The sequence below is a fragment of the Leucobacter alluvii genome (genome assembly GCF_039530485.1).
GTDB lineage: Bacteria > Actinomycetota > Actinomycetes > Actinomycetales > Microbacteriaceae > Leucobacter > Leucobacter alluvii.
In genome coordinates, this window is sequence record NZ_BAAAOP010000006.1 from 64,672 (window position 1) to 86,242 (window position 21,571).

The following is a 21,571-nucleotide window of genomic DNA, read 5'->3' on the forward strand; positions in this document are numbered from 1 at the left end:
GCGGGATGGCAGGATGCCTGCCCACGACCCCCATTTCCGCAGCAATACCACGACAGGCGCCCGATTGGAACCTGGATGTCAGGGGGTGCGGTTACGCTCTGTAGAGAGACGGAAACTCGCGCGTGCGCTGAGCTTCCGGTTGCCGGTCGGAATGACCGGCGCGAGCGAGATGAGGAGAACTATGATCCCGCTGGGGCCCGTGGTGGCGCGAAGTCGAGTGGGCGTCGCGCGAGCTGCTGCCTGGACGTTTCTCGCAGAGCAGCATCGCCGCTCGGAGTGGTGGCCCGAGCTGCAGCTCGAGCCTCATGTGGGTGGCACCGTCGCCGAGCGGTGGTCCGAGGGCGAGGGCGACGCCGCTGTCAGCCGCGACGCCTCCGGCACCGTCGACGTCTGGGTCGAGGGCCACGCCGTCGGCTTCACCTGGCGCGAAGCAGGCGACGAGCGAGACACCGCCGTGCTCATCACCCTGCGCACGCAGGGGGTCGACACGGGCATCACGGTGACCGAGACGGGGTTCGACGCGCTGCCTGCGGCGAGCGAGCGGGCGGCAGCCTCCCAGGAGGGGTGGCAGGTGCTGCTGAACGATCTGGTGACGGCGCTCGAAGCCGCCCAGGCGGCCGGTGCATTCGGTGAGCGGGAGACGCCCGCGGCCGGTGCGGGCGAGCTCGAGGTCGTCGAGCCTGAGGTCGTCGGTGAGATCGATGAGGCTGCCGAGCCCGTCGATCAGGTGGACGCCGCCGACGAGATCGAGCTCGAAGCCGAGCCGACGGTGGGCGACCACCCCGAGCTCGAGACCGGCCCAGTGGCCGTGGTCGCTGGAGCAGGCGACGCAGCATCCGGCGCGCCACTCGATCTCGACGAGACGATTCAGATCGACCGCGCGCAGCTCGACGCCGCGCTGGCCCAGCCCGGGGAGTCCGTCGGTGAGGCGGGGGAGATCCCCGCGAACGAGGGAGACGCATCGGCGGAGCGGCGCCGCGCTGAGCGGCCCGACGAGCCTGACTTCGACACCCTGATCCGCGGCAACTGACGCGGCTCGCAGAACGGGCCCGAGATCGACGATCCCGGGCCCGTTCGTGCTCGCACGCGCCGCGGCGCCGGTCTCGGGCGTGGGCCCAGGATGCGGAGCGCCGCCGATCGCCGGCGTCAGACCACGCGGGCCGCGATGTCCGTGCGCGACTGACCACCTGCGAGGGCGATTCGCGAAACGCCCGCGTACGCCCGATCGCGGGCCTCGGCGAAGTCCGCGCCGCGCGCGACGACGCCGAGCACCCGTCCACCCGTCGCGATCCACCCGCCGTCATCGGTTCGCGCGGTCGCCGCGTGCACGACGTGCACGCCCTCGAGAGCTGCAGCCTCTTCGATGCCGGTGATCGAGCGACCGGTCACCACGTCGCCCGGGTAGCCCTCGCTCGCGACGACGACGATGACCGCTGGATCGGGAGAGAACACCGGCGCCGGCTCAGCAGCCAGCGCACCGTTCGCAGCTGCCAGCAGATACCGGCTGAGCGGCGATTCGAGTCGGGCGAGCACGACCTGGGTCTCCGGGTCGCCGAAGCGCGCGTTGAACTCGATCACCCGCACACCCTGCTGCGTGACGATGAGCCCGCAGTAGAGAAGCCCGACGAACGGTGTTCCCTCGGACTCGAGCTGTCGGACGGTCGGCAGTGCGACCGTCCGAGTGATCTCCGCGACGAAGTCATCTGCGACCCAGGGGAGCGGAGAGTAGGCGCCCATACCGCCCGTGTTCGGCCCCGCGTCACCGTCGAAGATGCGCTTGTAGTCCTGCGCCGGGCTGAGCGGCAGCACGTCGTGGCCGTCGGCGAAGAAGAAGAGCGACACCTCCTGCCCGTCGAGGAACTCCTCGATGAGCACCTCTCCGTGGGGCGCCCAGGTCTCGACATGCGCCAGTGCCGCATCCCGGTCCTCGGTCACGAGCACGCCCTTGCCAGCGGCGAGCCCGTCGGCCTTCACCACGTACGGAGCGCCGTACTCGTCGAGCACCGCCCCGGCCTCCACGGTCGACGTCACGCGCGACGCACGACCCGTTGGCACCTGCGCCACATCCATCACCCGTTTGGCGAACGCCTTCGAGCCTTCGAGTTGCGCAGCGGCCCGGTCGGGCCCGAATACCGGAACCCCTGCGGCGCGCAGCGGATCCGCCACTCCGGCGACGAGCGGCGCCTCAGGGCCGATCACCACGAGATCGAATCCGTGATCCTGCACGAAGGAGGCGACGGCCCCGGGATCGCTGTACTCCAGCTCCGGGGTTTCGACACCGCTCGCAGAGATGCCGGCGTTCCCGGGCGCGCAGACGATCTCGTGATCGGCGCCCTCGGCGAGGAGAGCGAGGACGATGGCGTGTTCGCGGGCACCCGGGCCCAGGACGAGGATCTTCACGCCGTCCAGACTACCGAAGCGCGGATAGGCTTGACCCGTGGCCAAGCGGAGGATTTCCATCGATGACGGGCGCGCGGCGCTCGCCGCAGTGCGTGCGGGCGGCACGGCGCGCAGCGAGGTGGCGACCGCCGTGCGCTACCTCCTCGAGGAGCTCGCCGAGCGTGCGCCGGGGAACACCGTCGAGGTGCGCGTGCCGCCCTACGGGGCGACGCAGTGCGTGAGCGGCCCGCGGCACACCCGCGGCACCCCGCCGAACGTCATCGAGACCGACGCGCAGACCTGGATCGCGCTCGCGTGCGGGGAACTCGACTGGAGCACCGCGGTCGGCGATGCGCGGGTGGTCGCATCGGGATCGCGGGCGGCGCTCGTCGGCCTGCTCCCGCTCGTGCGCGAGCACCCAGTCGAAGCTGAGACACTAGAGGTATGAGTCAGTCCGATCTTCCGACGGGTCTCCCAGAGCAGGAGCCAGCCGACGCTGCACCAGCGGGGAGCGCGCCCGCACCGCAATCCTCCGACGCACCGCTGGGCACCGACCCCGGCGAGCGGGAGCCCGTCGTCGAGGTCACGGAGCGGGAGGTGACGCTCGAGCGCTCGGTGCGCGTCGGTCGCATCGTGATCGGCGGCATCATCGCCGGTGCGGTCATCGCGATGATCGCGTGCCTGTTCTTCCCGATCGAAGAGGGCGCCGAGTACACGCTCGGCCAGGTCGTCGGGTTCATGGCGCTCATCGGCGCCGCGATCGGAGCCTGTCTGGGTGGGGTCGTCGCCCTGCTGCTCGGCCTCGCCGTGCGGCGTCAGCGAGGCACCGGTATCGCCATTCAGTCCGACGTGCGATAATCCACTCAACTACGATTCGGAGACTCAGCCATGCTCGGAAACCTCACAGGCGTGCACCTCATTGCCATCCTCTTCATCATCCTCCTGATGTTCGGCGCTCCGAAGCTTCCGGCGCTCGCTCGGAGCCTCGGCCAGTCCATGAAGATCCTCCGCAAGGAGGTCGGCGGCGACGCTGAAACGCCAGTGGAGGCGCAGCCCTCCAACACCAAGACGGACGCCTCGTAAGCGTCTCGCCGCAACGATCGGAGCCTGTTTTCCATGATCGGTAATCTCTCGGGACCGACGTTGATCGTCATCCTCTTCATCGTGCTGCTGCTGTTCGGCGCACCGAAGCTTCCCGCGCTGGCGAAGAGCCTCGGGCAATCGATGAAGATCCTCCGCAAGGAAGTCAGCTCGGATCGCGACGGCGCAGCGGGCGACGCTGCTCCCGCAGAACCGACATCGCCGGCCGTGCCGAAGAGCCCGGTCGATCCGGAGCGCCAGGCAACGCCGCCGGCCGCGCCCGCCGTGCCGCAGAGCCCCGCGAACCCGGCCGGCACCGCTGAGCCGACCGCTTCACCCGCGGTCCCGCAGAGCCCCGCTCACGATCCCGAGCAGCCCGTGACTCCGCAAGCGCCGCCGGCCGTGCCGCAGAGCCCCGTGGACCCGGAAGAACCGAAGCGCTGAACGCCCGCTGAAGCACGAAGCACCCCCTGCCCGCGATCGCGGACAGGGGGTGCTTCATGTGTGCGGGACGCGCCGCTCCGTCACATCGCGGGGAGTTCGGTGAACGCCGACGCCTGCGCCGCCTGGCTCGCGGTCGCGCGCTCGTTCAAATCCCGGCACCACGCGGGGTACACGCGGAAGCCGCGCTTGCCGGGGCGGCGCGCCGTCGCCGTCACGCCGAGCCCGCGCAGATGCTCTGCAGTGAAGCGGAAGACGCCGCGGCGCTCCCCATCGGCGACGAAGACGAGCAGGCCGCGCGCCGGGTCGTCCATCGGCAGCGGAACCGTGTTGCCAGCCGCGTCTCGCGACCAGACGGCGACGAACGCGCCTGCCTTCTTCGGGGTGTTCCGCGCAGTACGAATGTGCCAGCGCTCGTCATCGATGACGGCGAGCCCCGATTCGTAATCACTGTTCTGCTCTTCCGGCACGACCGAGCGCACGCAGTCGGCAGAACCGAATGCGTGCGCGACGTACTGCTCGAACGCGGTGAACGCCATGATGAGGGAGCGGGCCGAGGTCTGCGGATCCTCAGCTCTCCTGCGTCGCCTCGACCCAGGCGAGGTACTCCTCGTCGACGCTGCCCGTGATGTACTCGCCGGTGAAGCAGCTCTGCTCGAGCTCGGTCACGCGATCCTGCCCCGCGAGAATGGCCCGATTCATGCCCTCGACGCTCATGTAGACGAGGTGATCGGCGTTCAGCTCGGCGGCGATCTCGGCGGGCGTGCGACCGTGAGCGATCAGCTCGCCCCGCGACGGCATGTTGATGCCGTAGACGTGCGGGAAGATCACGGGGGGCGCCGCCGAAGCGAAGATGACCGACTTGGCGCCAGCGGCGCGAGCCATCTCGACGATCTCGCGCGACGTGGTGCCGCGCACGATCGAGTCGTCGACGAGCAGCACATTCTTGCCGGCGAACTCCGAACTCATGGCATTGAGCTTCTGACGCACGCTGCGCTTGCGCACCGCCTGACCGGGCATGATGAACGTGCGGCCGATGTAGTGGTTCTTGAAGAAGCCCTCGCGATAGGGAACGCCCAGCCGCTGCGCGAGCTGCATCGCACTCGGTCGGCCGGAGTCGGGGATCGGCATGACGACATCGATCTCGACGCCCGGCAGTTCGGCCTGCACCTGCTCGGCGAGCACGTCGCCCAGGCGCAGACGCGCCTCGTACACCGAGATGCCGCTGAGCACGGAGTCTGGACGGGCGAGGTAGATGTACTCGAAAGCGCAGGGAACGAGCTTCGTCTGGGTGGCGCACTGCTGCGACTTCATGGTGCCGTCCGGGGAGATGAGGATCGCCTCTCCCGGTTCGACGTCGCGCACGCGCTCGTAGCCGCCCGATTCGAGCACCAGCGACTCAGAGGCGACGACCCACTCGTCGCTGCCGTTCGCGCCGGTACGGCGCCCGAGCACGAGCGGACGAATGCCGAACGGGTCGCGGAACGCGAGGAGCCCGTACCCCGCGATGAGCGCGATCGCCGCGTACGAGCCCTCGACGCGCTCGTGCACGCGCGAGACGGCCGCGAAGACCTGCTCGGCGTCGAGCGAAAGCCCGCTGATCGTCGACTGCAGCTCATTCGCCAGCACGTTGAGCAGCAGCTCGGTGTCGGAGTGCGTATTGAGGTGACGGCGGTCCACGTTGTAGAGATCAGCCGTGAGCTCGCGGGTGTTCGTGAGGTTGCCGTTGTGCACGAGGATGATGCCGTAGGGGGCGCCGACGTAGAACGGCTGCGCCTCATCCTCGGCAGCCGCCGAACCGCGCGTCGCGTAACGCACGTGGCCGAGACCGACGTTGCCCGTGAGGCTGCGCATATCGCGGGTGCGGTAGGCCTCGCGCACCTGGCCCTTGGCCTTCACCATGTGGAAGAAATCGCCGTCGAGCGTGGCGATGCCCGTCGAATCCTGCCCGCGGTGCTGCAGCAGCAGGAGGCTGTCGTAGATCTGCTGGTTGACGGGTTCGGGCGAAACGATACCGACGATGCCGCACATGCTGTAGTGAATGCTCCCTGCGAAGTGGGTGGTGCGTCGAGTCGAGGTGACGCACCGCCTAGTCTCCCACACGCAGCCGGGCGATCGATCGGCGCGACCAATCGCCGTGCGCTGCACCGCAAGGTACGCTGGTCGGGTGAGCGAAAACGCGTCGATCTATGCCCAGTCCGGAGTCGATACCGCTGCCGGCGACCTGGCCGTCGAGCTGATGAAGTCCGCGGTGACGCGCACCCACGGGCCCGAGGTGATCGGGGGCGTCGGCGGATTCGCCGGGCTGTTCGACGCCTCTGCCTTGAAGGAGTACCGTCGACCGCTGCTCGCGAGCGCGACCGACGGGGTGGGCACGAAGGTCGCCATCGCCCAGGCCATGGACATCCACGACACCATCGGGCAGGACCTCGTCGCCATGATCGTCGACGACATCGTCGTGGTGGGCGCCAAGCCGCTCGCCATGACCGACTACATCGCCTGCGGCAAGGTCGTGCCGCAGCGCATCGCCGACATCGTGCGCGGGATCGCCGAGGCCTGCGAGGCCACCGGCACTGCGCTCGTCGGCGGTGAGACCGCGGAGCACCCCGGGCTGCTCGGACCGGACGACTACGATGTCGCCGGCGCCGCGGTCGGCGTGGTCGAGGCCGATCGCGTGCTCGGGCCGGAGCGCGTCGCCGACGGCGACGTGATCCTCGCCCTCGGCGCCTCCGGACTGCACTCGAACGGGTTCTCGCTCGTGCGCCACATTCTCGCGTCGAAGGGCGTCGCGTACACGGATGCGAGCGCCGACCTCGGCTCGAGCTACGGCGAGGCGCTGCTCGTACCGACAGCGCTCTACACCTCGCCGCTGCTGCGCGTGCTCGAGGACCCAGCGCTCGACGGTGCGATCCACGCCCTCTCCCACGTGACCGGCGGAGGCATCGCGGCGAACCTCGCCCGGGTGCTGCCCGTCGGCATGTGGACCGAGTTGGATCGCGGTGCCTGGTCGCCGCTTCCCGTCTTCCGGCATCTCGCCGACCTCGGCGGGCACTCGCTCGAGTCGGTCGAGGGCGCCTGGAACCTCGGCATCGGCATGTTCGCCGTGGTCGACGCAGCGTCGGCGCAGCATGTCGCCGCCGCGCTCACTGCCGAAGGGCTCGACGTGTGGGTCGCGGGTTCGATCTCCGCATCCTCGCGCGATCTCGCCGGCTTCGAGCAGGGAGCCAAGGGCGTGCAGGGCGGCGCAGTGCGCCTCGTGGGGTCGTACGCGGCGTAGGGTCCCGCACGTCGCGCGGGTGGCATCGCGCCCCGAGCGGCTTCGCGCGCTCGGCCCGTGCGCTCGGTCCCTCGAGAGCGCACTTTGTGCTGAGTCGTGCGAGCTATCGGTGCTGAAGCGCGCTCTCGCCGACCCGACAACGCGCGGGGGTCGGCAAGCGCGCAGGCAGGCATACGGGGGAGCGAGGCGCAGGGCCGCGGCTCGCGGCCTGCTCGCGCTCAGGCGTCGGCGCGTGCGATGAGCGCCGTCGCGATGACCGCGAGGCCCTCGCCCCGGCCCGTGAAGCCGAGGTGATCGGTCGTCGTTGCGGAGAGGGTGACGGGAGCCCCGACGAGCTCCGACATCACGAGCTGAGCCTCGTCGCGTCGTGGGGCGAACCGCGGCCGATTGCCGACGATCTGCACGGACACGTTCACCGGCGACCAGCCGTTCGACGCGAGCCGTTCGATGGCCGTCGTCACGAATCCCGTGCTCGCCGCCCCGGCCGTGCCGGGCTCGTCGACTCCGACCAGCCCGCCGATATCACCGAGGCCGGCAGCCGACAGCAGGGCGTCGACCACCGCGTGGCAGACCGCGTCGCCGTCGCTGTGGCCTGCGAGCGCCGGCTCGCCCGGCCAATCGAGGCCGGCGAGTCGCAGCACGGGTTCGGCGCGGCTCTGGCCGTCCGCTGCAGCCTCGGCGTCGGCGTCGGCGTACGCGTGCACGTCGAATCCCGTGCCGACGCGAATCACTGCTCAGTCTCCAGCCCGGCGATGTTCGCCGCCAGAAAATGCTCGAGGATCGCGATGTCATCGGGCGTCGTGAGCTTGTGGGCGCGCAGCTCGCCCGGCACCGTCCGCACCCGTCCGCCGCCGCGCTGCACCACGGCCGCATCATCCGTCGGGGAATCGCTCTGCAGCTCGGCATCGGCGTACGCTGCAGCCAGCACCTCGCGCGGGAACCCCTGCGGAGTCTGCACCCCGACGAGCGCATCGCGATCCACCGTCTCGTGGACGAGGCCGTCGGCATCGACCCGCTTCAAAGTGTCGGTGACGCGGAGCGCCGGCACGATGCCGTCACCCGTCGCCCGCACCTCGGCGATCACGCGCTCGAACAGGCCGACGCTGGCGAACGGACGCGCCGCATCGTGCACGAGTACCGTGTCGATCGATTCGGGCAGTGCGTCGAGGCCGAAACGCACGGATTCGTAGCGCTCCCGGCCGCCGGGGACGACGGACACCTCCCACCGGGTGCGATCGGGCAGCACCTGCTCAACGAGATCGAGCGTCTGGGCCGCATGGGTCTCCGGTACCACGACCACGAGGTGCCCGGCGTGCGGAAGCGAGGTGACGACGCCGATGCCGAACTCGATCAGCGGGCGGCCGTGCAACTCGAAGAACGCCTTCGGCTGCGCCGCGCCGAGGCGCTGCCCGCTGCCCGCACCGACGAGTACGACCCCCAGTGTCGCGAGCGGGTGCGGAACGGCGTCGTCCGCTTCGGTGAGAAAAGCTGAGCTGCTCATGCGCCCAGGCTACTCGCGCGGAGACCCGAGGCGTAGCGCTCGGGGTGACGGGCTCGGCCCTGCTCGGCCGGAGGGAAGGCGGCGAGGCCTAAGAGGCGAGTACCTCGTCGACGAGCGAGCCGGCCTGCAGCTCGTCGGTCTTCTCGGCGAGCGCGATCTCGGAGACGAGAATCTGGCGCGCCTTGGCGAGCATGCGCTTCTCGCCCGCGGAGAGCGCGCGGATGTCGCGGTCGCGGCGCCACAGGTCGCGCACCACCTCCGACACCTTGAGCACGTCGCCCGACGCGAGCTTCTCGAGGTTCGCCTTGTAGCGCCTCGACCAGTTCGTCGGCTCCTCGGTGAAGGGAGCGCGAAGAACGTCGAACACCCGCTCGAGTCCCGCTCGGTCGATGACGTCGCGGACGCCGACGAGTTCGCAGTTCTCCGCGGGAACCTCGATCGTGAGATTGTCTTCGCTGACCCGCAGCTTCAAGAACGTCTGCTCTCGGCCACCGACCTTGCGCTGCTTGACATCGATGATTCTCGCAGCACCGTGGTGGGGGTACACGACGGTTTCTCCGACCTCGAATTGCATCGAACGGCTCCTTCACGATCCGGGTCCAGAATATCACAGCGCGCCGCTGAAGTTAGGAGAGCCTAAGCTGCAGGCCGGCGATGCCGCCGATAAGATGATCTCAACTGTGCGCTTGTGATTCAGCGCGCACATCGCGGATCACCATACGGCTCGGAGGACCACCTTGAAGACTCGGATCGCCTCGACCGTCGCTGTTGCGGCGGCCATCGTGCTCGGCGCGACCGGCTGCAGCCTCGTCGCTCCGATCGCCACCGCAACCCCTTACGGTCCGAGCGACGGAGTCAACGTCGATGCCGGCCCCGTCGATGTGCGCAACATCATGCTCGTCGCGGACGAGTCGGGCGACAACTTCAACGTGGTCTTCGGTGCGGTGAACCGGAGCGGCGAGCCGCAGGATCTCACGATCACGTTCATGGGCTCCGGATCGCAGCAGGCGAGCGCCGATTTCGAGGTGCCGACGGGCAACACGCTCTTCGGTGATCCCGAGGGCGAGGAGACCCCCGTGCTCGTGTCCATCGACGGGCTCGAGGTCGGCGCGACGATCGAGGCGTACTTCCAGGTCGCGGGCGCCGCTGAGGTTCCCTACAAGGTGCCCGTGCTGGACGGCACGCTCGAGGAGTACCGCAAGTACGTACTCCCGGCAGACTTCACCGCGAGCAAGAGCGAAGACAGCACCGTGGGCGAGAAGATCACCGAGGCCGACGAGATCGCGGATCAGTCGAAGACCGGCGACGATGTGACCGACGAGGAAGCCGCCGCCGGGGAGACCGACTCCGAGTAGACCGACGCTGAGTCGACCGACTCCGAGCGGTCGTTCGAAGAAGCCCCCGGATCCGTCAGGATCGCGGGGGCTTTCTCATGCGTCGCGCGCCCGCGTCGCCGGCTACCCGAAGCGGTACCCGACCCCGCGCACGGTGGAGATGAGCTTCGGCTTCGAGGGCTCCTCCTCGATCCGGGCGCGGATGCGCTTGATGTGCACGTCGAGGGTCTTCGTGTCGCCGTAGTAGTTGCTGCCCCAGACGCGGTCGATGAGTTGACCGCGGGTGAGTACGCGACCGGCGTGACGCATGAGCATCTCGAGCAGTTCGAATTCGCGCAACGGCATCGAGATCTCCTCGCCGCGCACCGCGACCGCGTGCCGCTCCGAGTCGAGGCGCACGCCGAGCTCGTCGAGTACGAGGGCGTCGAAGTCGTCGACGCGTTCCTCTTCGGCGGATCCCGAGCGCCGCAGCGCCGCCCGCACGCGGGCGAGCAGCTCGCGGGTCGAGTACGGCTTCGTGATGTAGTCGTCGGCGCCGAGCTCGAGGCCCACCACGATGTCGATCTCGCTGTCTTTCGCGGTGAGCATGATCACCGGCACCTGCGAGGTCTGGCGGATCGCGCGGCAGACTTCCGTGCCGGGCAGGCTGGGCAGCATCAGGTCGAGCAGCACGAGGTCGGGCTGTGCGGCTGCGAAGGTCGTGACCGCTTCGGCGCCGTCGTCGACGACCGTGACCCGGTATCCCTCGCGCTCGAGCAAGAAGGAGAGCGGCCGGGAGATCGACTCCTCGTCTTCGACGAGCAGGATGTGTTGTGCCACTACTGTGGTCCCTTCTCATGGTCCGGCTCCGTGGGAACCGGTGGAATGGTGCGAGCCGCCTCGTTCGCGCGCACGGCCGTCTTGAACGCGCGCTTCGCCTTCTTGACGCGCTTCGCGCTCTTCGTCGGATCGTTCTCGAGCTGCAGCGGGAAGGTCAGCGTGAAGCTCGAGCCGACGCCCTGCTGCGACCACACGTCGACGTCGCCACCGTGCGCCCGCATGGTGTGCCGCGCGATGCTGAGGCCCAGACCCGTGCCGCCGTCGACGCGGGTGCGCGCCCCGTCGACCCGGTAGAAGCGTTCGAAGATGCGGGGGAGGTGCTCTGACGGGATTCCCTCGCCCTGGTCGGTCACCGTGACGATGAAGCGGTTCTTCTCCCGTGCCATGCCGACGCCGACGCGTCCGCCCTCGGGGGAGTGCCGAATGGCGTTGCTGAGCAGATTGGCGACGGCCGAGCTGAGCGAGGTCGGGCGGCCGAGGATCACCGCATCGCGATCCTTCGAGTTGTCCGCCGTGATGACGAGGTCGACCCGGTGCTGCTCCGCGAAGGCGCGGTGGGTCTCGACCTCCGCGCGCACGAGGTCGATCAACGAGACCGACTCGCGATCCTCCGGACGCAGCGTCGACTGGGCTTCGGAGAGCTGGATGATGTCGCGGGAGAGCTCGCCGAGCCGGCGGGACTCCTTCACCAGGCTCTTCGCGAAGTCTCGCACCAGCACCGGCTCGTCGGCGGCCTCCTGCACCGCTTCGGAGAGGAGCCCGATCGCCGCGATCGGCGTCTTCAGCTCGTGACTCACGTTCGCGATGAAATCGCGGCGCATCGCGTTGACGCGCTGCTCCTCGCCCATGTCCTCGGCGAGGATCACCACGAAGCGCTGCTGCAGGCGCACGATGTGGATGCGCACGGTGTCCGACGGATCGCTGGGATCGGGATCGTGCGTGTCGGGGATGCCCGACGACATCACCCGGCGCACGCGAGCGAGGAACTCGGTGTCCATCAGCTCGTCGTCGCTCAGGTGCCGCTCCTGGCGGGCGACCGGGTTGACGTAGACCGGCGCGAGGGCCGAGTCGAGTACCACGGCGAAGGTGTCGACTTCGTCGAGGATGGCGGTCGCCACCTCCGGCAGTTCCGGCCGCATCTCCTTGGCCCGCCGAACCCCTGCCGCGCGAGCCCCCACGATTGCTAGGGTGGTGCCTACGCCGATGAGTATGCCGAGTGCTGTCGCAGCGAGTACGAGCAGGGTCGGGTCCATGTCTCTCATCGTAGATGCGCGCACAGAGTCGGGACCCCAGAGTTCAACTGTTGTTTACCTGTTGGTGCGCCGTGGTTCATCGGTCCCGCACAAACTGGTTGAGGTTGCGCGTCTGCGCAGACAGAGAGGAAACCCCATGCGTGAGGTCTTTCAGCAGTCGCTTCGCGATGTGCAAGATCGCCTGGTACTGATCGCCGAACTGGTCGAGCAGGCCATCACCGAGGCGACTACCGCCTTCGGCAGCTCGGACGTCGCGATCGCCGAGAAGGTCATCGACCGCGTCGACGAGATCGAGATCCTGGCCGCCGAGCTCGATCAGCTGACCATCGACATCCTGGCCCGCCAGCAGCCGGTCGCCTCCGATCTGCGCCTGATGGTGGGGTCGTTGCGCATGAGTGCGTCGCTCGAGCGCATGGCCGACCTGGCGCAGCACATCGCCCAGCTCGCCCGCTACCGGTACCCCGAGAGCGCGATCCCCGCGGGGCTCACCAAGACGTTCGCCCGCATGGGAGAGCTCGATGTGGAGATGGCGAGGAAGATCGTCGATCTGCTGCGCACGCAGGAGCCCCGCATCATCGCCGAGGTGCGCGACCTGGACGATGATCTCGACGAGCTCCACGCGAAGGTGTTCGAGAAGGTGCTCAGCGACAACCTCGCCGAGACCCCGGCGAACGTGGTCGATTCGACGCTCGCGAGCCGGTATCACGAGCGCTTCGGCGATCATGCCGTCGGTATCGCACGTCAGATCCAGTACTTCATCAGCGGCTCGCTCGACTGAGACCCGCTATCATCCGTGCCCCGTTCGGCTCTGCGCCGGACGGGGCGCAGTCGCTTCTGCGGCGGGCCCAGCATACGGCCGCCGTGCGACGGCAGCGGGCCGCTCGCGAGCACCGGCGGTAGGCTGATACCCGTGACTCAACGCATCTACGACTCGCGCGCGCAGGCGATCGTCGACTTCATCCCGCTCGAAGCCGGCAGGGTCGGTCTCTACGTGTGCGGCCCGACCGTGCAGTCCGCGCCCCACATCGGGCACCTCCGCAGCGCACTGGTCTACGACCAGATGCGGCGGTGGTTCGCCGCGACCGGGCACGACGTCACCCTCATACGCAACGTCACCGACATCGACGACAAGATTCTCGACAATGCGCGGCTCGCACAGGCGGAGCAGGGCTCGAGCGAGGAGTGGTGGGCGCTGGCCTACCGCGTCGAGCGGGTCTTCTCCGCAGCGTACGACGCGATCGGCGTGCAGGCCCCCACCTACGAACCGCGCGCGACGGCCAACATTCGCGAGATGGTCGAGCTCATCGAGCTGCTGATCGAGCGCGGTCACGCATACGCGGCAGCGGACGGCTCTGCGAGCGTCTACTTCGACACGGCGAGTTGGCCCGACTACGGCGCCCTCACACGGCAGCAGAGCGATCAGATGGAGGACGCCGCAGACTCCGAGCCGGTCGGCAAGCGCGACCCCCGGGACTTCGCGCTGTGGAAGGCGCACCGCGACGGCGAACCGCTGACGGCGGCGTGGCCGTCGCCGTGGGGTCTCGGACGGCCGGGCTGGCACATCGAGTGCTCGGCGATGGCGACGCGCTACCTGGGTGAGGAATTCGACATCCACGGCGGCGGGCTCGACCTGCGCTTCCCGCATCACGAGAACGAGCTCGCGCAGTCGCAGGCAGCGGGCCACCCCTTCGCGCGGCACTGGATTCACAACGGCCTCGTGAACACGGGCGGCCAGAAGATGTCGAAGTCGCTCGGCAACTCGCTGTTCGCCGAAGACCTGCTCGCGCAGGCGCGCCCCATCGTGCTGCGCTATTTCCTCGGCTCGGCGCATTATCGCTCGGTGCTCGAATTCTCGGAGACGTCACTCGCCGAAGCCGAAACGGCGTTCTCGCGCATCGAGGGATTCCTCGAGCGGGTGGCGGAGCTGCCCGGCTTCGACACGACGACCGGGGACTCCGACGCGGGCGGCGCCGCCGACCGCCTTCCCGCTGCGTTCGTCGCTGCGATGCTCGACGACTTCGCGATCCCGCAGGCCCTCGCCGCAGTGCATGACGCGGTGCGCGCCGGCAACTCGGCGCTGGCGGAGGGCGATGCTCAGCTCGCGGCACACCACGGCGGCGAAGTCTCGCGTATGCTTGACGTTCTCGGCTTGCATCCGCGCGACCCGCACTGGGCTGCGAGCAACGCCGACACGAGCAACGCCGAGTCCGCACTCGGCACCCTGGTCGATGACCTCCTCGCACAGCGCACCCGGGCGCGCGCCGATAAAGACTTCGCTACGAGCGACGCGATCCGCGACCGGTTGCTGTCAGCCGGCATCGCGCTCGAAGACACCCCGAACGGACCCCGCTGGAGCCTGACATGACGAATAAGAAGAGCCGCACTGGCGCCGTACGCAAGAAGGGCCTCGGCAAGGCCGTCGGTTCGGGTGGTCAAGGGCGCCAGGCGCTCGAGGGTCGCGGCCCCACGCCGCGCGCCGAAGACCGCGAGTACCACGCCAAGTACAAAGAGAAGAAGGCCCGCGAGCGCTACGACGCCGCGAAGGCCCGGTACACCGAGCGCACCGGCCGCCCGGCCGAGCGCGGGGGCCGTAACAAGAAGGATGAGAGCGAACTCGTCACCGGCCGCAACGCCGTGCTCGAGGCGCTGCGGGCGAAGATTCCTGCCACCACGCTCTACATCGCGGCGCGCGTCGAGATGGACGATCGCATGCGCGAGATCCTGCGCAACGCGACGAACCGCGGCCTCGCCGTGCTCGAGATCATGCGCCCCGAGATGGACCGCATGGTCGAGCGCGACACCGTGCACCAGGGCGTCGTGCTCAAGGTGCCGCCGCTGGAGCACGCGCACCCGATGGAGGTGCTCGACGAGGTGATCGATCGCGGCGAGACACCGCTGTTCGTCGCCCTCGACGGTGTGACCGACCCCCGCAACCTCGGCGCCATTATTCGTTCGGTCGCCGCGTTCGGCGGACACGCGGTCATCGTGCCGCAGCGGCGTTCGGCGAGTCTGAACTCGGCGGCGTGGAAGACGTCGGCCGGCGCGGCAGCGCGCGTGCCCGTCGCGATGGCGTCGAACCTGACGCAGACGCTCAAGGAGTTCAAGAAGCAGGGCGTGTTCGTCGTCGGGCTCGACGGCGACGGCGAGGTGTCGCTGCCCGGTCTCGAGCTGGCGGATCGCCCGGTCGTCGTCGTCGTCGGCAGCGAAGGCAAGGGGCTCTCCCGTCTGGTCACCGAGACGTGCGACGCGGTCGTGTCGATCCCCATCTCGTCGGCAACCGAATCGTTGAACGCGGGCATCGCGGCGAGCGTCTCGCTCTACGAGATCGCTCGTCTCCGCGCCGAGCGCGCCGGAGCGTAAGCCGCGTCGCGCCCCCGTGAGCGGTCACTTTCGCCCGGGCGCCTCGTGCCGCCGGTGAGCGGTCAGTAACGTGCACGATTCGCGGGTTTGGTGCACGTTACTGACCGGTCGCGCGTCATTGGGGTCCAACCGCGTTCGCGCAGCGCCGATTCCACGCGCGAACGGAGCACGGGCGCGCGACCGTACTGCAGCGATCCCGTGATTCGGATCGCCCGCCAACCCGCGCTCTCATACGCGTGGTACTTGTCGATATCGCGGTTCCACTGCGCTGCGTGCACGCGATGGTGCGACCCCTCGTATTCGAGGGCGATCTTGTACTGCGGATACGCGAGTTCGCTGGCGCCGAGTAGGCGACCGGCCGCGTTGTACACGTCGACGTCGAGCTCGGGTTGCGGCAGGCCCCACTCGTGCAGCTTGAGGCGCAGGTGGCTCTCGGGGGCTGAGGCGCTGCCCGTGACCAGGAGCGGAAGCGCCTGGCGCAGTGCCGCGTTGCCGCGGCGGCGCATCGCGGTGATGACCGCCTCGAGGTCGGCGAGCGTCGCGAGCGGTGCACGCTCGAGTCGCTGCGTTCCGGGAATGCGCGGGCGGCGGATCACGGCGTCGCCGAGGGCGACGAGGTCGGGGAGCGAAAGCTCGTCGCCGAGCATTGCCCAGACGTCTGCGGGCGACGCGGTCGGAAGGCCGCGAGCGATACCCACGCGCACGAGGCCCGGCGCGAGACGATGACTGCGCACCCCGGGGGCCCGCGACACCCACCGGTCGGCGCTGCAGGCCGCATCGATGTCGTTGTCCGCACGGTGCGGCACGGGCAGCCCGAGGATCACGGCAGCGGTGGCGTGACTGAAGTACTGGCCGTGGGAAAGCGCCCTCAACACGGCGCAAGCTTTCGTGAACTGCAGCTGGCGCCAGCGCTCCGCAGGATGGAGGTCTGATGCATCGCCGGCACCGAAGTCGATGCGGCGGTACACGCCGCGCACGACTCGTTCGATATCGGGACCGGCCAGACGCCGCGACGAGACACCGGCAGCGCGCGCTTCCGAGGTGGTGAACGTCGCCCCCAAACACCCGGGAAGCGGTGCGTGGGGCCGTGCCATGCATTCAGTCTGCCGTTCGGTGTTCGCTCAATCAGGAGTGGTGCTCGATCTCTGAAGAACCCGGCGCCCAAGGCGTTCGCGGGCCCCTGTGAGCGAAGCAAACGCGCTGCCATGCCCTGCCCTTCCCTTCCCGTGCGGTTGTCGGAGCCCGTGCACCCGCTCCCCGCGTGAGCGGTCATTAAAGTGCACGATCCGCGGGTTTGGTGCACCTTACTGACCGCTCACGGGGGTGGAGGGAAGGGAGCAAGGGGAGCAGGAGGAGCAAGGGGCAGGGCCCGGGGCCAGGGGCCCGGTGAACGCCGCGCGCTAGGGTGGATAACGTGCCGACCGCCGATTTCTCCCTGCTCCTTCCGGTGTACGCCGGTGACGATCCCGCATTCGTGCGAACCGCGTTCCGAAGCTCGGTGGGGGAGCAGACGCTGAGTCCGGCCGAGGCCGTGATCGTGCAAGACGGGCCGGTGCCCGACGCGCTCGCGGCCGAACTCGACCGCATCGTGGCCGAGAGCCCCATTCCCGTTCGGCTCGTGCGCCTCCCCGAGAACCTCGGCCTTGCCGAAGCGCTCAATCGCGGGCTCGACGCCGTCAGTCATCCGGTCATCGCCCGCATGGACGCCGACGACGTCTCCGTGCCCGAGCGCTTCGCCCGGCAGTGGGAGCTGATCGAGGCGGGATTCGACCTGGTGGGCACGGGGATGGCGGAGTTCGAGTCCGATCCGGATCGCCCGGCCTCCGTCCGCACCCCGCCCGTCGGTGCCGCCCGCATCCGGGAGCACGCGCGCACCCACAACCCGTTCAACCACCCGACGATGATGTACCGCGTCTCCGCGCTGGAGCGGATCGGTCGGTACGAGCCCTTCGGGCGAATGGAAGACTATTGGCTCGGTGTGCGCCTCATCGACTCGGGGGCGCGCGTCGAGAACATCGCGGAGCCGCTGCTGCGGTATCGCGTCGGCTCCGGCTCGTTCGCGCGCCGCGGCGGATGGCGCGAAGCCCGCACCGAGTGGAAGTTGCAGCGGGAGCTGCTGCGCATGGGCTTCGTGACCGTGCCGCAGTACGCGCGCAACGTCGCGATGAAGGGCGCGTACCGCCTGCTGCCCGCGGGAGTGAAGCGCGTGCTGTTCAGGCGCCTGATCAGCCGAGGGCTTCCCGGGGATCGCGCGTAGCGTCTAGTCGCTCTCGAAGATCTGCCCGGCCGCGTTGCGCTTTTCTGCCTGGAAGCCGTCCTCAGCGCGGCCGAGGGCCCAATACGCGGAGAGTGACAGCGCGCGTCGTTCGATGCCCCAGGTGTCGTGCAAGAGAACGCGAAGTTCTTTCATCGCTCCTCGTTCACCGTGGGCGAAGACCTCGGGAGTGACCTCGGGGGCCGGCAGCTCACATGCCGCTGCAACCAGCGTCGTACCGTGCACTGCGCTGCTGCCATCGGCGTGTTCGCGGAACAGCCATCTCACCTCGATCCCTGCGGGGCGACGCAATTCGATCCGATCTGCTTCGCTTCCCACTTCGAGGAGCACGAGTCCGTGCGCGCTCGCGGGCGTGGCTTCCAGTGCTGCCGCGATCGCGGGGAGCGCTGATTCGTCCCCGAGGTACAACCTGGGCACGAGGGAGTTCATGGAAGGTTCGAACACTCCGCCCGGGCCCGAGAAGCAAAGAAGATCACCCGGTTTCGCAGATGCCGCCCAGGGCCCTGCGATGCCCTCGTCGCCGTGCACGACGAACTCGATAGCGAGCGTCTGGGTCGCCGCGTCAATCGAGCGGATCGTGTAGGTGCGTCGTACCGGCAGGTCTGCGAGCGGCAGCCGCTCCCGGAGCGCTTCGAGATCATACGGAGGCTCGAGACCGAGTTCGGGCTTCGCGAACAGCAGCTTCACGTACTTGTCGGTCTTCGTAAGGCGGGCGGGATCGGCTTCGCCTATGAACGCGGCGAAGTCCTCGCCACCGAGGTGAACGCGCACGAGGTGCGGGCTGACGCGTTCGGTGCGTTCGACGGTCAGGACGCGCGGTGGGCCGACCCGTCGACGGGCAGTGGTTTCATTCATCCCTTCACCGTATCCCTGCTGAGCTGCTCTGCTCTAGCTTCGTCGGACGAATCACAGGCTCGACCGTGCACGCGCAGTCACGAGTACGATGAAGATCGATGATTGAAATATTGAACGACGACCAGTTGAGCCGCGCGCGACGCGCGGGGGCCCTTGTCGGTGCTATTCTCCAGACGCTCCGGGAGCGCGCAGCCGTTGGTACCAACCTGCTCGAGCTCGACCAACTGACGGGGGAGATGATTCGCGACGGAGGCGGCGTCTCCTGCTACGTCGACTACGCGCCCTCGTTCGGCAATGGGCCGTTCGGTCACTACGTCTGCACGGCGGTCAACGATGCTGTCCTGCACGGCATGCCACACGACTATGCTCTGGTCGATGGCGACTTGCTCACCCTCGATCTCGCGCTCACGGTCGACGGCATCGCCGCCGACTCAGCCATCAGCTTCATCGTCGGTGAGACGCGCGACCCCGCCGATGTCGCCCTCATCGAGACGACCGAGGAGGCGCTGCGCGCTGGTATCGCTGCGGCGCGACCCGATGCACGCTTGGGCGACATCTCGAACGCGATCGGCAGGGTGCTCAAGGGCGCCGGGTACTCCGTCAACATGGAGTTCGGCGGTCACGGCATCGGGTCCACGATGCATCAGGATCCGCACATCGCGAACAACGGTCGCGCCGGCCGCGGTTACCGGCTGCGACCGGGCCTGCTGCTCGCGATCGAGCCGTGGGTGATGGCGGACACCGACAAGCTCGTCTTCGATGCCGACGGGTGGACGCTGCGCAGCGCGACGGGAAGCCGCACGGCTCACTCCGAGCACACGGTTGCGATCACCGAGAACGGCGCTGAGATTCTGACGCTTCCGCCGAAGTAGCCTCGAGATCGTCGAGCGCCGCGACGAGGTCGCGGCCGATGACGGGTTCGAGGGTGTCGAGATAGAACGTGCTCAGATGGTTCTTGTCGATGTAGACGACCACATTGCCGATCACCGCAGGGCAGCGATCGGGGCAGTAGTATGCGCTGAAGTCGAGTGCGGCGACGTGCCCTGACTTCAGCTCGTCGAGTGGATTCGTTCGAGCCAGTGTCTGGTGCGCCTGAATCCCGCATTCGGCGTTGACATCGCGGTTTCCCTCTTCGGCCTCCTCAACGCACTGGTAAACGTTGTACGTGAAACGCGGATTGTCGCGCACCAAGATCGTCGGAATCCCCATGCGTCCGAGGCGCTTGACGGCGCGCTCGAGCCCGTCGGGCACCGATTCGCTCTCCCCGGCTGTGCTCGGACTCTCGGAGTTAGCCGCCACGGTCCGCGTACCGATGGTGAAGACAACGTCGGGGTCGATCTCCTCGATGAGGTCCATGACATCTTCGTTCCAATCCCGGCATTCCTGCCGGGAGTACCCGTCGGTGTCCGGCTGCACGTCTCGCAGGCCGAACGCGCATGCGCCGAGGAGAAATGAGACGACGCGCCAGTTCTCACGTTTCCCGATGGTGTCGATTGGTGCGAGCATCTGCTGTGCGTGCGAATCGCCGACGACGACGATGGTGCGATCGGCCTCGCGCTCGGAGATCTCGTTGTCGAGGCAAGCGGGCACGCTCGAAGGAATATCGACGATGCTTCCGTCTCCGCAGTTACGGGACAGTGTGCCCCACTGGTCGGCTACTTCAGCTGGGCGGGGGCGCAGCGGGACGTTCGTCGCTATCCTGCCCGTCCAATCGTCAAAGAGCACGCGGGCGCCCGGGTTGCGGTACGTGCGCTGCTCCTTCGCCCGCTGTTCAGCCTCCGCGAGCGCGGTCGCTTCAGTTTCTGCTAAACTGCGCGCCTCCAACTGCGCGGGCGCGATGATTGCAGCGACGAGCGCGATGGAGAGGACGATGACTCCAGCACCTCGCCAGTTCGAACGATTGACCCACTCGAGTCGGCGCAGTGGAGTATCGACGATTGCGGTGAGTAGGCGAGCGACGGCGATAGCGCAGAGGATCACGATCAGGCCCTCGATGAGATTGAGCGGTGCACCGTCTCGGGCCGCCAGGATGAAGACGAGTGCTGGCCAATGCACAAGATACAGCGCATATGAACTCCTTCCGAGTGCCAGAACGAGCGGCTTCTCGAGGAGCATCGCGGGCCCATAACGACGGTCCTCGTCGTTTCCGGAGACAATGACTGCGGCAACGCTCACCACGGGCCATAGGGCGAGATACCCCGGAAACCCACCCTGCACGTCGAGCACGAGGCCACAGGCGATGAGGGCGGCGAGTCCCATCCAGCCGATGACCGCGCGTGCGATCACGGGGAGCCGCAGTCGGTGGATCGTGAGGGCGAGGATCGAGCCGGCCGCGAACTCCCACAGCCGCGCACCTGTGTTGAAGTACGCCAGGGTCTGGTCGGCGGCCGTGCTCAGGATCGAGTACGTCAGCGAGATCGCGAAGATCGCCCCGAAGACAGCGAGGGCGATGCGGCGCGCAGGGATCCTGCCGCGCGCGAACCTCGCGATCAGCGCGATCAGCACGAACAGCAACGGCCACACGATGAAGACCTGCCCCTGCACGGAAAGGGACCAGAAGTGCTGGAGGGGGCTCGCCTGGGAGTGGTCGGCGTAGTAGTCGGCGCTCTCGAAGGCGAGCAACCAGTTCTCCGAATAGAAGAGCGACGCCCAGGCATGGTGCCAGAGCGACTCGTGCGTCGAACCGGGCAAGATCTGTACGCCGATGGTGACCGTCGCCGCGATGACGATTGACGCAGCAGGCAACATGCGTTTGAAGTTGCGGATCCACTGCGTCGGGGCCCGCACACCGCCGGTCGACTCCAACCGGCGCATGAGCGAACCTGTCAGCAGGAACGCTGAGATCATGAGAAAAGCGTCAACGCCTCCCGAGACCCGCCCGAGCCAGACGTGGTACACCACGACGAGCAGCACCGCGATGGCGCGGAGGCCGTCAATGTCGTCGCGGTATGCTGGCACGCCCAGGCCGCGCGATACTTCCACTGCGGGTGGCGCGCC

General features: G+C 68.3%; 21 protein-coding genes and 1 pseudogene. 12 read left to right on the plus strand and 10 right to left on the minus strand.

Translation table 11 applies throughout. The annotated features are described in order from the left end of the window. The first annotated feature begins 181 nt into the window (after window positions 1–181). Window positions 182–1,030, plus strand: coding sequence for an SRPBCC family protein (locus tag ABFX18_RS08845; RefSeq protein WP_346058061.1), 849 nt, complete (start codon window positions 182–184; stop codon window positions 1,028–1,030). Between the two features lie 116 nt (window positions 1,031–1,146). On the opposite strand, the gene purD is transcribed toward ABFX18_RS08845, so the two are convergent. Further along, the gene (gene purD / locus ABFX18_RS08850) at window positions 1,147–2,400 is read right to left on the minus strand and encodes a phosphoribosylamine--glycine ligase (protein ID WP_346058062.1); all 1,254 of its coding nucleotides are present in this window, start codon (window positions 2,398–2,400) and stop codon (window positions 1,147–1,149) included. A gap of 37 nt (window positions 2,401–2,437) precedes the next feature. Here purD and ABFX18_RS08855 point away from each other — a divergent pair, with 37 nt between their 5' ends. From ABFX18_RS08855 to ABFX18_RS08870, 4 genes are read left to right on the plus strand one after another with little or no spacing between them, the layout of a single operon-like run. After that, window positions 2,438–2,827, plus strand: coding sequence for a sterol carrier family protein (locus ABFX18_RS08855; protein WP_090151892.1), 390 nt, complete (start codon window positions 2,438–2,440; stop codon window positions 2,825–2,827). Further along, window positions 2,824–3,237, plus strand: coding sequence for a hypothetical protein (locus ABFX18_RS08860; protein WP_200332373.1), 414 nt, complete (start codon window positions 2,824–2,826; stop codon window positions 3,235–3,237). The genes ABFX18_RS08855 and ABFX18_RS08860 overlap by 4 nt, the downstream gene beginning before the upstream one ends. A 30-nt stretch (window positions 3,238–3,267) precedes the next feature. Next, window positions 3,268–3,462: a twin-arginine translocase TatA/TatE family subunit gene (locus ABFX18_RS08865; RefSeq protein ID WP_090151888.1), complete on the plus strand. Its 195-nt coding sequence runs from the start codon at window positions 3,268–3,270 to the stop codon at window positions 3,460–3,462. Window positions 3,463–3,495: 33 nt separating this feature from the next. Next, entirely contained in the window at window positions 3,496–3,903 is a 408-nt protein-coding gene (locus tag ABFX18_RS08870) for a Sec-independent protein translocase subunit TatA/TatB (RefSeq protein WP_346058063.1), read from the plus strand. A gap of 80 nt (window positions 3,904–3,983) precedes the next feature. Here ABFX18_RS08870 and ABFX18_RS08875 read toward each other — a convergent pair whose 3' ends face one another. Together ABFX18_RS08875 and purF are read right to left on the minus strand one after the other, a co-directional pair. Further along, window positions 3,984–4,439, minus strand: a complete 456-nt coding sequence (locus ABFX18_RS08875) for a MepB family protein (RefSeq protein WP_346058064.1) — start codon at window positions 4,437–4,439, stop codon at window positions 3,984–3,986. Window positions 4,440–4,470: 31 nt separating this feature from the next. Further along, complete coding sequence (gene purF, locus ABFX18_RS08880) at window positions 4,471–5,931, minus strand: amidophosphoribosyltransferase (RefSeq protein ID WP_346058065.1); 1,461 nt, start codon at window positions 5,929–5,931, stop codon at window positions 4,471–4,473. Window positions 5,932–6,067: 136 nt separating this feature from the next. Between purF and purM the strand changes: the two genes are divergently transcribed. Beyond that, a complete protein-coding gene (gene purM, locus ABFX18_RS08885) occupies window positions 6,068–7,177 on the plus strand; it encodes a phosphoribosylformylglycinamidine cyclo-ligase (RefSeq protein WP_090151985.1) in 1,110 nt (369 codons plus the stop codon). A gap of 218 nt (window positions 7,178–7,395) precedes the next feature. Here the strand turns inward: purM and ispD are convergent. Both ispD and ABFX18_RS08900 read right to left on the minus strand, forming a co-directional pair. Next, window positions 7,396–8,678 (minus strand): annotated as a pseudogene (ispD, locus tag ABFX18_RS14260) (2-C-methyl-D-erythritol 4-phosphate cytidylyltransferase). A gap of 88 nt (window positions 8,679–8,766) precedes the next feature. Further along, window positions 8,767–9,252: a CarD family transcriptional regulator gene (locus tag ABFX18_RS08900; RefSeq protein ID WP_346058068.1), complete on the minus strand. Its 486-nt coding sequence runs from the start codon at window positions 9,250–9,252 to the stop codon at window positions 8,767–8,769. A 163-nt stretch (window positions 9,253–9,415) separates the two neighbouring features. Between ABFX18_RS08900 and ABFX18_RS08905 the strand changes: the two genes are divergently transcribed. Beyond that, window positions 9,416–10,033, plus strand: a complete 618-nt coding sequence (locus tag ABFX18_RS08905) for a DNA modification methylase (protein ID WP_336661744.1) — start codon at window positions 9,416–9,418, stop codon at window positions 10,031–10,033. A gap of 102 nt (window positions 10,034–10,135) precedes the next feature. Here ABFX18_RS08905 and ABFX18_RS08910 read toward each other — a convergent pair whose 3' ends face one another. After that, a complete protein-coding gene (locus ABFX18_RS08910; RefSeq protein WP_090151872.1) occupies window positions 10,136–10,831 on the minus strand; it encodes a response regulator in 696 nt (231 codons plus the stop codon). Further along, entirely contained in the window at window positions 10,831–12,084 is a 1,254-nt protein-coding gene (locus ABFX18_RS08915) for a sensor histidine kinase (protein ID WP_346058069.1), read from the minus strand. Before ABFX18_RS08915 ends, ABFX18_RS08910 begins: the two co-directional genes overlap by 1 nt. 136 nt (window positions 12,085–12,220) lie before the next feature. On the opposite strand from ABFX18_RS08915, the gene phoU reads away from it, so the two are divergent. From phoU to rlmB, 3 genes are all read left to right on the plus strand, one after another. Beyond that, window positions 12,221–12,862 (plus strand): phosphate signaling complex protein PhoU, encoded by a 642-nt coding sequence (gene phoU, locus ABFX18_RS08920; RefSeq protein WP_346058070.1) that lies wholly within the window; start codon window positions 12,221–12,223, stop codon window positions 12,860–12,862. Between the two features lie 132 nt (window positions 12,863–12,994). Then, entirely contained in the window at window positions 12,995–14,449 is a 1,455-nt protein-coding gene (cysS, locus tag ABFX18_RS08925; protein WP_346058071.1) for a cysteine--tRNA ligase, read from the plus strand. Then, window positions 14,446–15,444: a 23S rRNA (guanosine(2251)-2'-O)-methyltransferase RlmB gene (gene rlmB, locus ABFX18_RS08930; RefSeq protein WP_090151861.1), complete on the plus strand. Its 999-nt coding sequence runs from the start codon at window positions 14,446–14,448 to the stop codon at window positions 15,442–15,444. Before cysS ends, rlmB begins: the two co-directional genes overlap by 4 nt. A gap of 62 nt (window positions 15,445–15,506) precedes the next feature. Here rlmB and ABFX18_RS08935 read toward each other — a convergent pair whose 3' ends face one another. Further along, complete coding sequence (locus ABFX18_RS08935) at window positions 15,507–16,538, minus strand: hypothetical protein (protein WP_346058072.1); 1,032 nt, start codon at window positions 16,536–16,538, stop codon at window positions 15,507–15,509. A 320-nt stretch (window positions 16,539–16,858) separates the two neighbouring features. Here ABFX18_RS08935 and ABFX18_RS08940 point away from each other — a divergent pair, with 320 nt between their 5' ends. Continuing rightward, window positions 16,859–17,701 carry a glycosyltransferase gene (locus ABFX18_RS08940; RefSeq protein ID WP_336661741.1) on the plus strand — a complete coding sequence of 281 codons (843 nt, stop codon included), beginning with the start codon at window positions 16,859–16,861 and terminating at the stop codon, window positions 17,699–17,701. A 3-nt stretch (window positions 17,702–17,704) separates the two neighbouring features. Here ABFX18_RS08940 and ABFX18_RS08945 read toward each other — a convergent pair whose 3' ends face one another. Beyond that, window positions 17,705–18,574, minus strand: coding sequence for a siderophore-interacting protein (locus ABFX18_RS08945; RefSeq protein WP_346058073.1), 870 nt, complete (start codon window positions 18,572–18,574; stop codon window positions 17,705–17,707). 98 nt (window positions 18,575–18,672) lie between these two features. On the opposite strand from ABFX18_RS08945, the gene map reads away from it, so the two are divergent. Continuing rightward, window positions 18,673–19,446, plus strand: coding sequence for a type I methionyl aminopeptidase (map, locus tag ABFX18_RS08950; RefSeq protein ID WP_346058074.1), 774 nt, complete (start codon window positions 18,673–18,675; stop codon window positions 19,444–19,446). On the opposite strand, the gene ABFX18_RS08955 is transcribed toward map, so the two are convergent. Next, on the minus strand, window positions 19,403–21,532 hold the full coding sequence (locus ABFX18_RS08955) for an acyltransferase family protein (protein WP_346058075.1): 2,130 nt from the start codon (window positions 21,530–21,532) through the stop codon (window positions 19,403–19,405). The genes map and ABFX18_RS08955 overlap by 44 nt on opposite strands. Between the last annotated feature and the right edge of the window lie 39 nt (window positions 21,533–21,571).

Bases quoted from the DNA above. Each gene is read 5' to 3' on its own strand.
- ABFX18_RS08845 (WP_346058061.1), top strand. From the start codon at position 182: ATGATCCCGCTGGGGCCCGTGGTGGCGCGAAGTCGAGTGGGCGTCGCG.
- ABFX18_RS08860 (WP_200332373.1), top strand. From the start codon at position 2,824: ATGAGTCAGTCCGATCTTCCGACGGGTCTCCCAGAGCAGGAGCCAGCC.
- ABFX18_RS08865 (WP_090151888.1), top strand. From the start codon at position 3,268: ATGCTCGGAAACCTCACAGGCGTGCACCTCATTGCCATCCTCTTCATC.
- ABFX18_RS08870 (WP_346058063.1), top strand. From the start codon at position 3,496: ATGATCGGTAATCTCTCGGGACCGACGTTGATCGTCATCCTCTTCATC.
- ABFX18_RS08875 (WP_346058064.1), bottom strand. From the start codon at position 4,439: ATGGCGTTCACCGCGTTCGAGCAGTACGTCGCGCACGCATTCGGTTCT.
- purF (WP_346058065.1), bottom strand. From the start codon at position 5,931: ATGTGCGGCATCGTCGGTATCGTTTCGCCCGAACCCGTCAACCAGCAG.
- ABFX18_RS08900 (WP_346058068.1), bottom strand. From the start codon at position 9,252: ATGCAATTCGAGGTCGGAGAAACCGTCGTGTACCCCCACCACGGTGCT.
- ABFX18_RS08915 (WP_346058069.1), bottom strand. From the start codon at position 12,084: ATGGACCCGACCCTGCTCGTACTCGCTGCGACAGCACTCGGCATACTC.
- phoU (WP_346058070.1), top strand. From the start codon at position 12,221: ATGCGTGAGGTCTTTCAGCAGTCGCTTCGCGATGTGCAAGATCGCCTG.
- rlmB (WP_090151861.1), top strand. From the start codon at position 14,446: ATGACGAATAAGAAGAGCCGCACTGGCGCCGTACGCAAGAAGGGCCTC.
- ABFX18_RS08935 (WP_346058072.1), bottom strand. From the start codon at position 16,538: ATGGCACGGCCCCACGCACCGCTTCCCGGGTGTTTGGGGGCGACGTTC.
- ABFX18_RS08945 (WP_346058073.1), bottom strand. From the start codon at position 18,574: ATGAATGAAACCACTGCCCGTCGACGGGTCGGCCCACCGCGCGTCCTG.
- map (WP_346058074.1), top strand. From the start codon at position 18,673: ATGATTGAAATATTGAACGACGACCAGTTGAGCCGCGCGCGACGCGCG.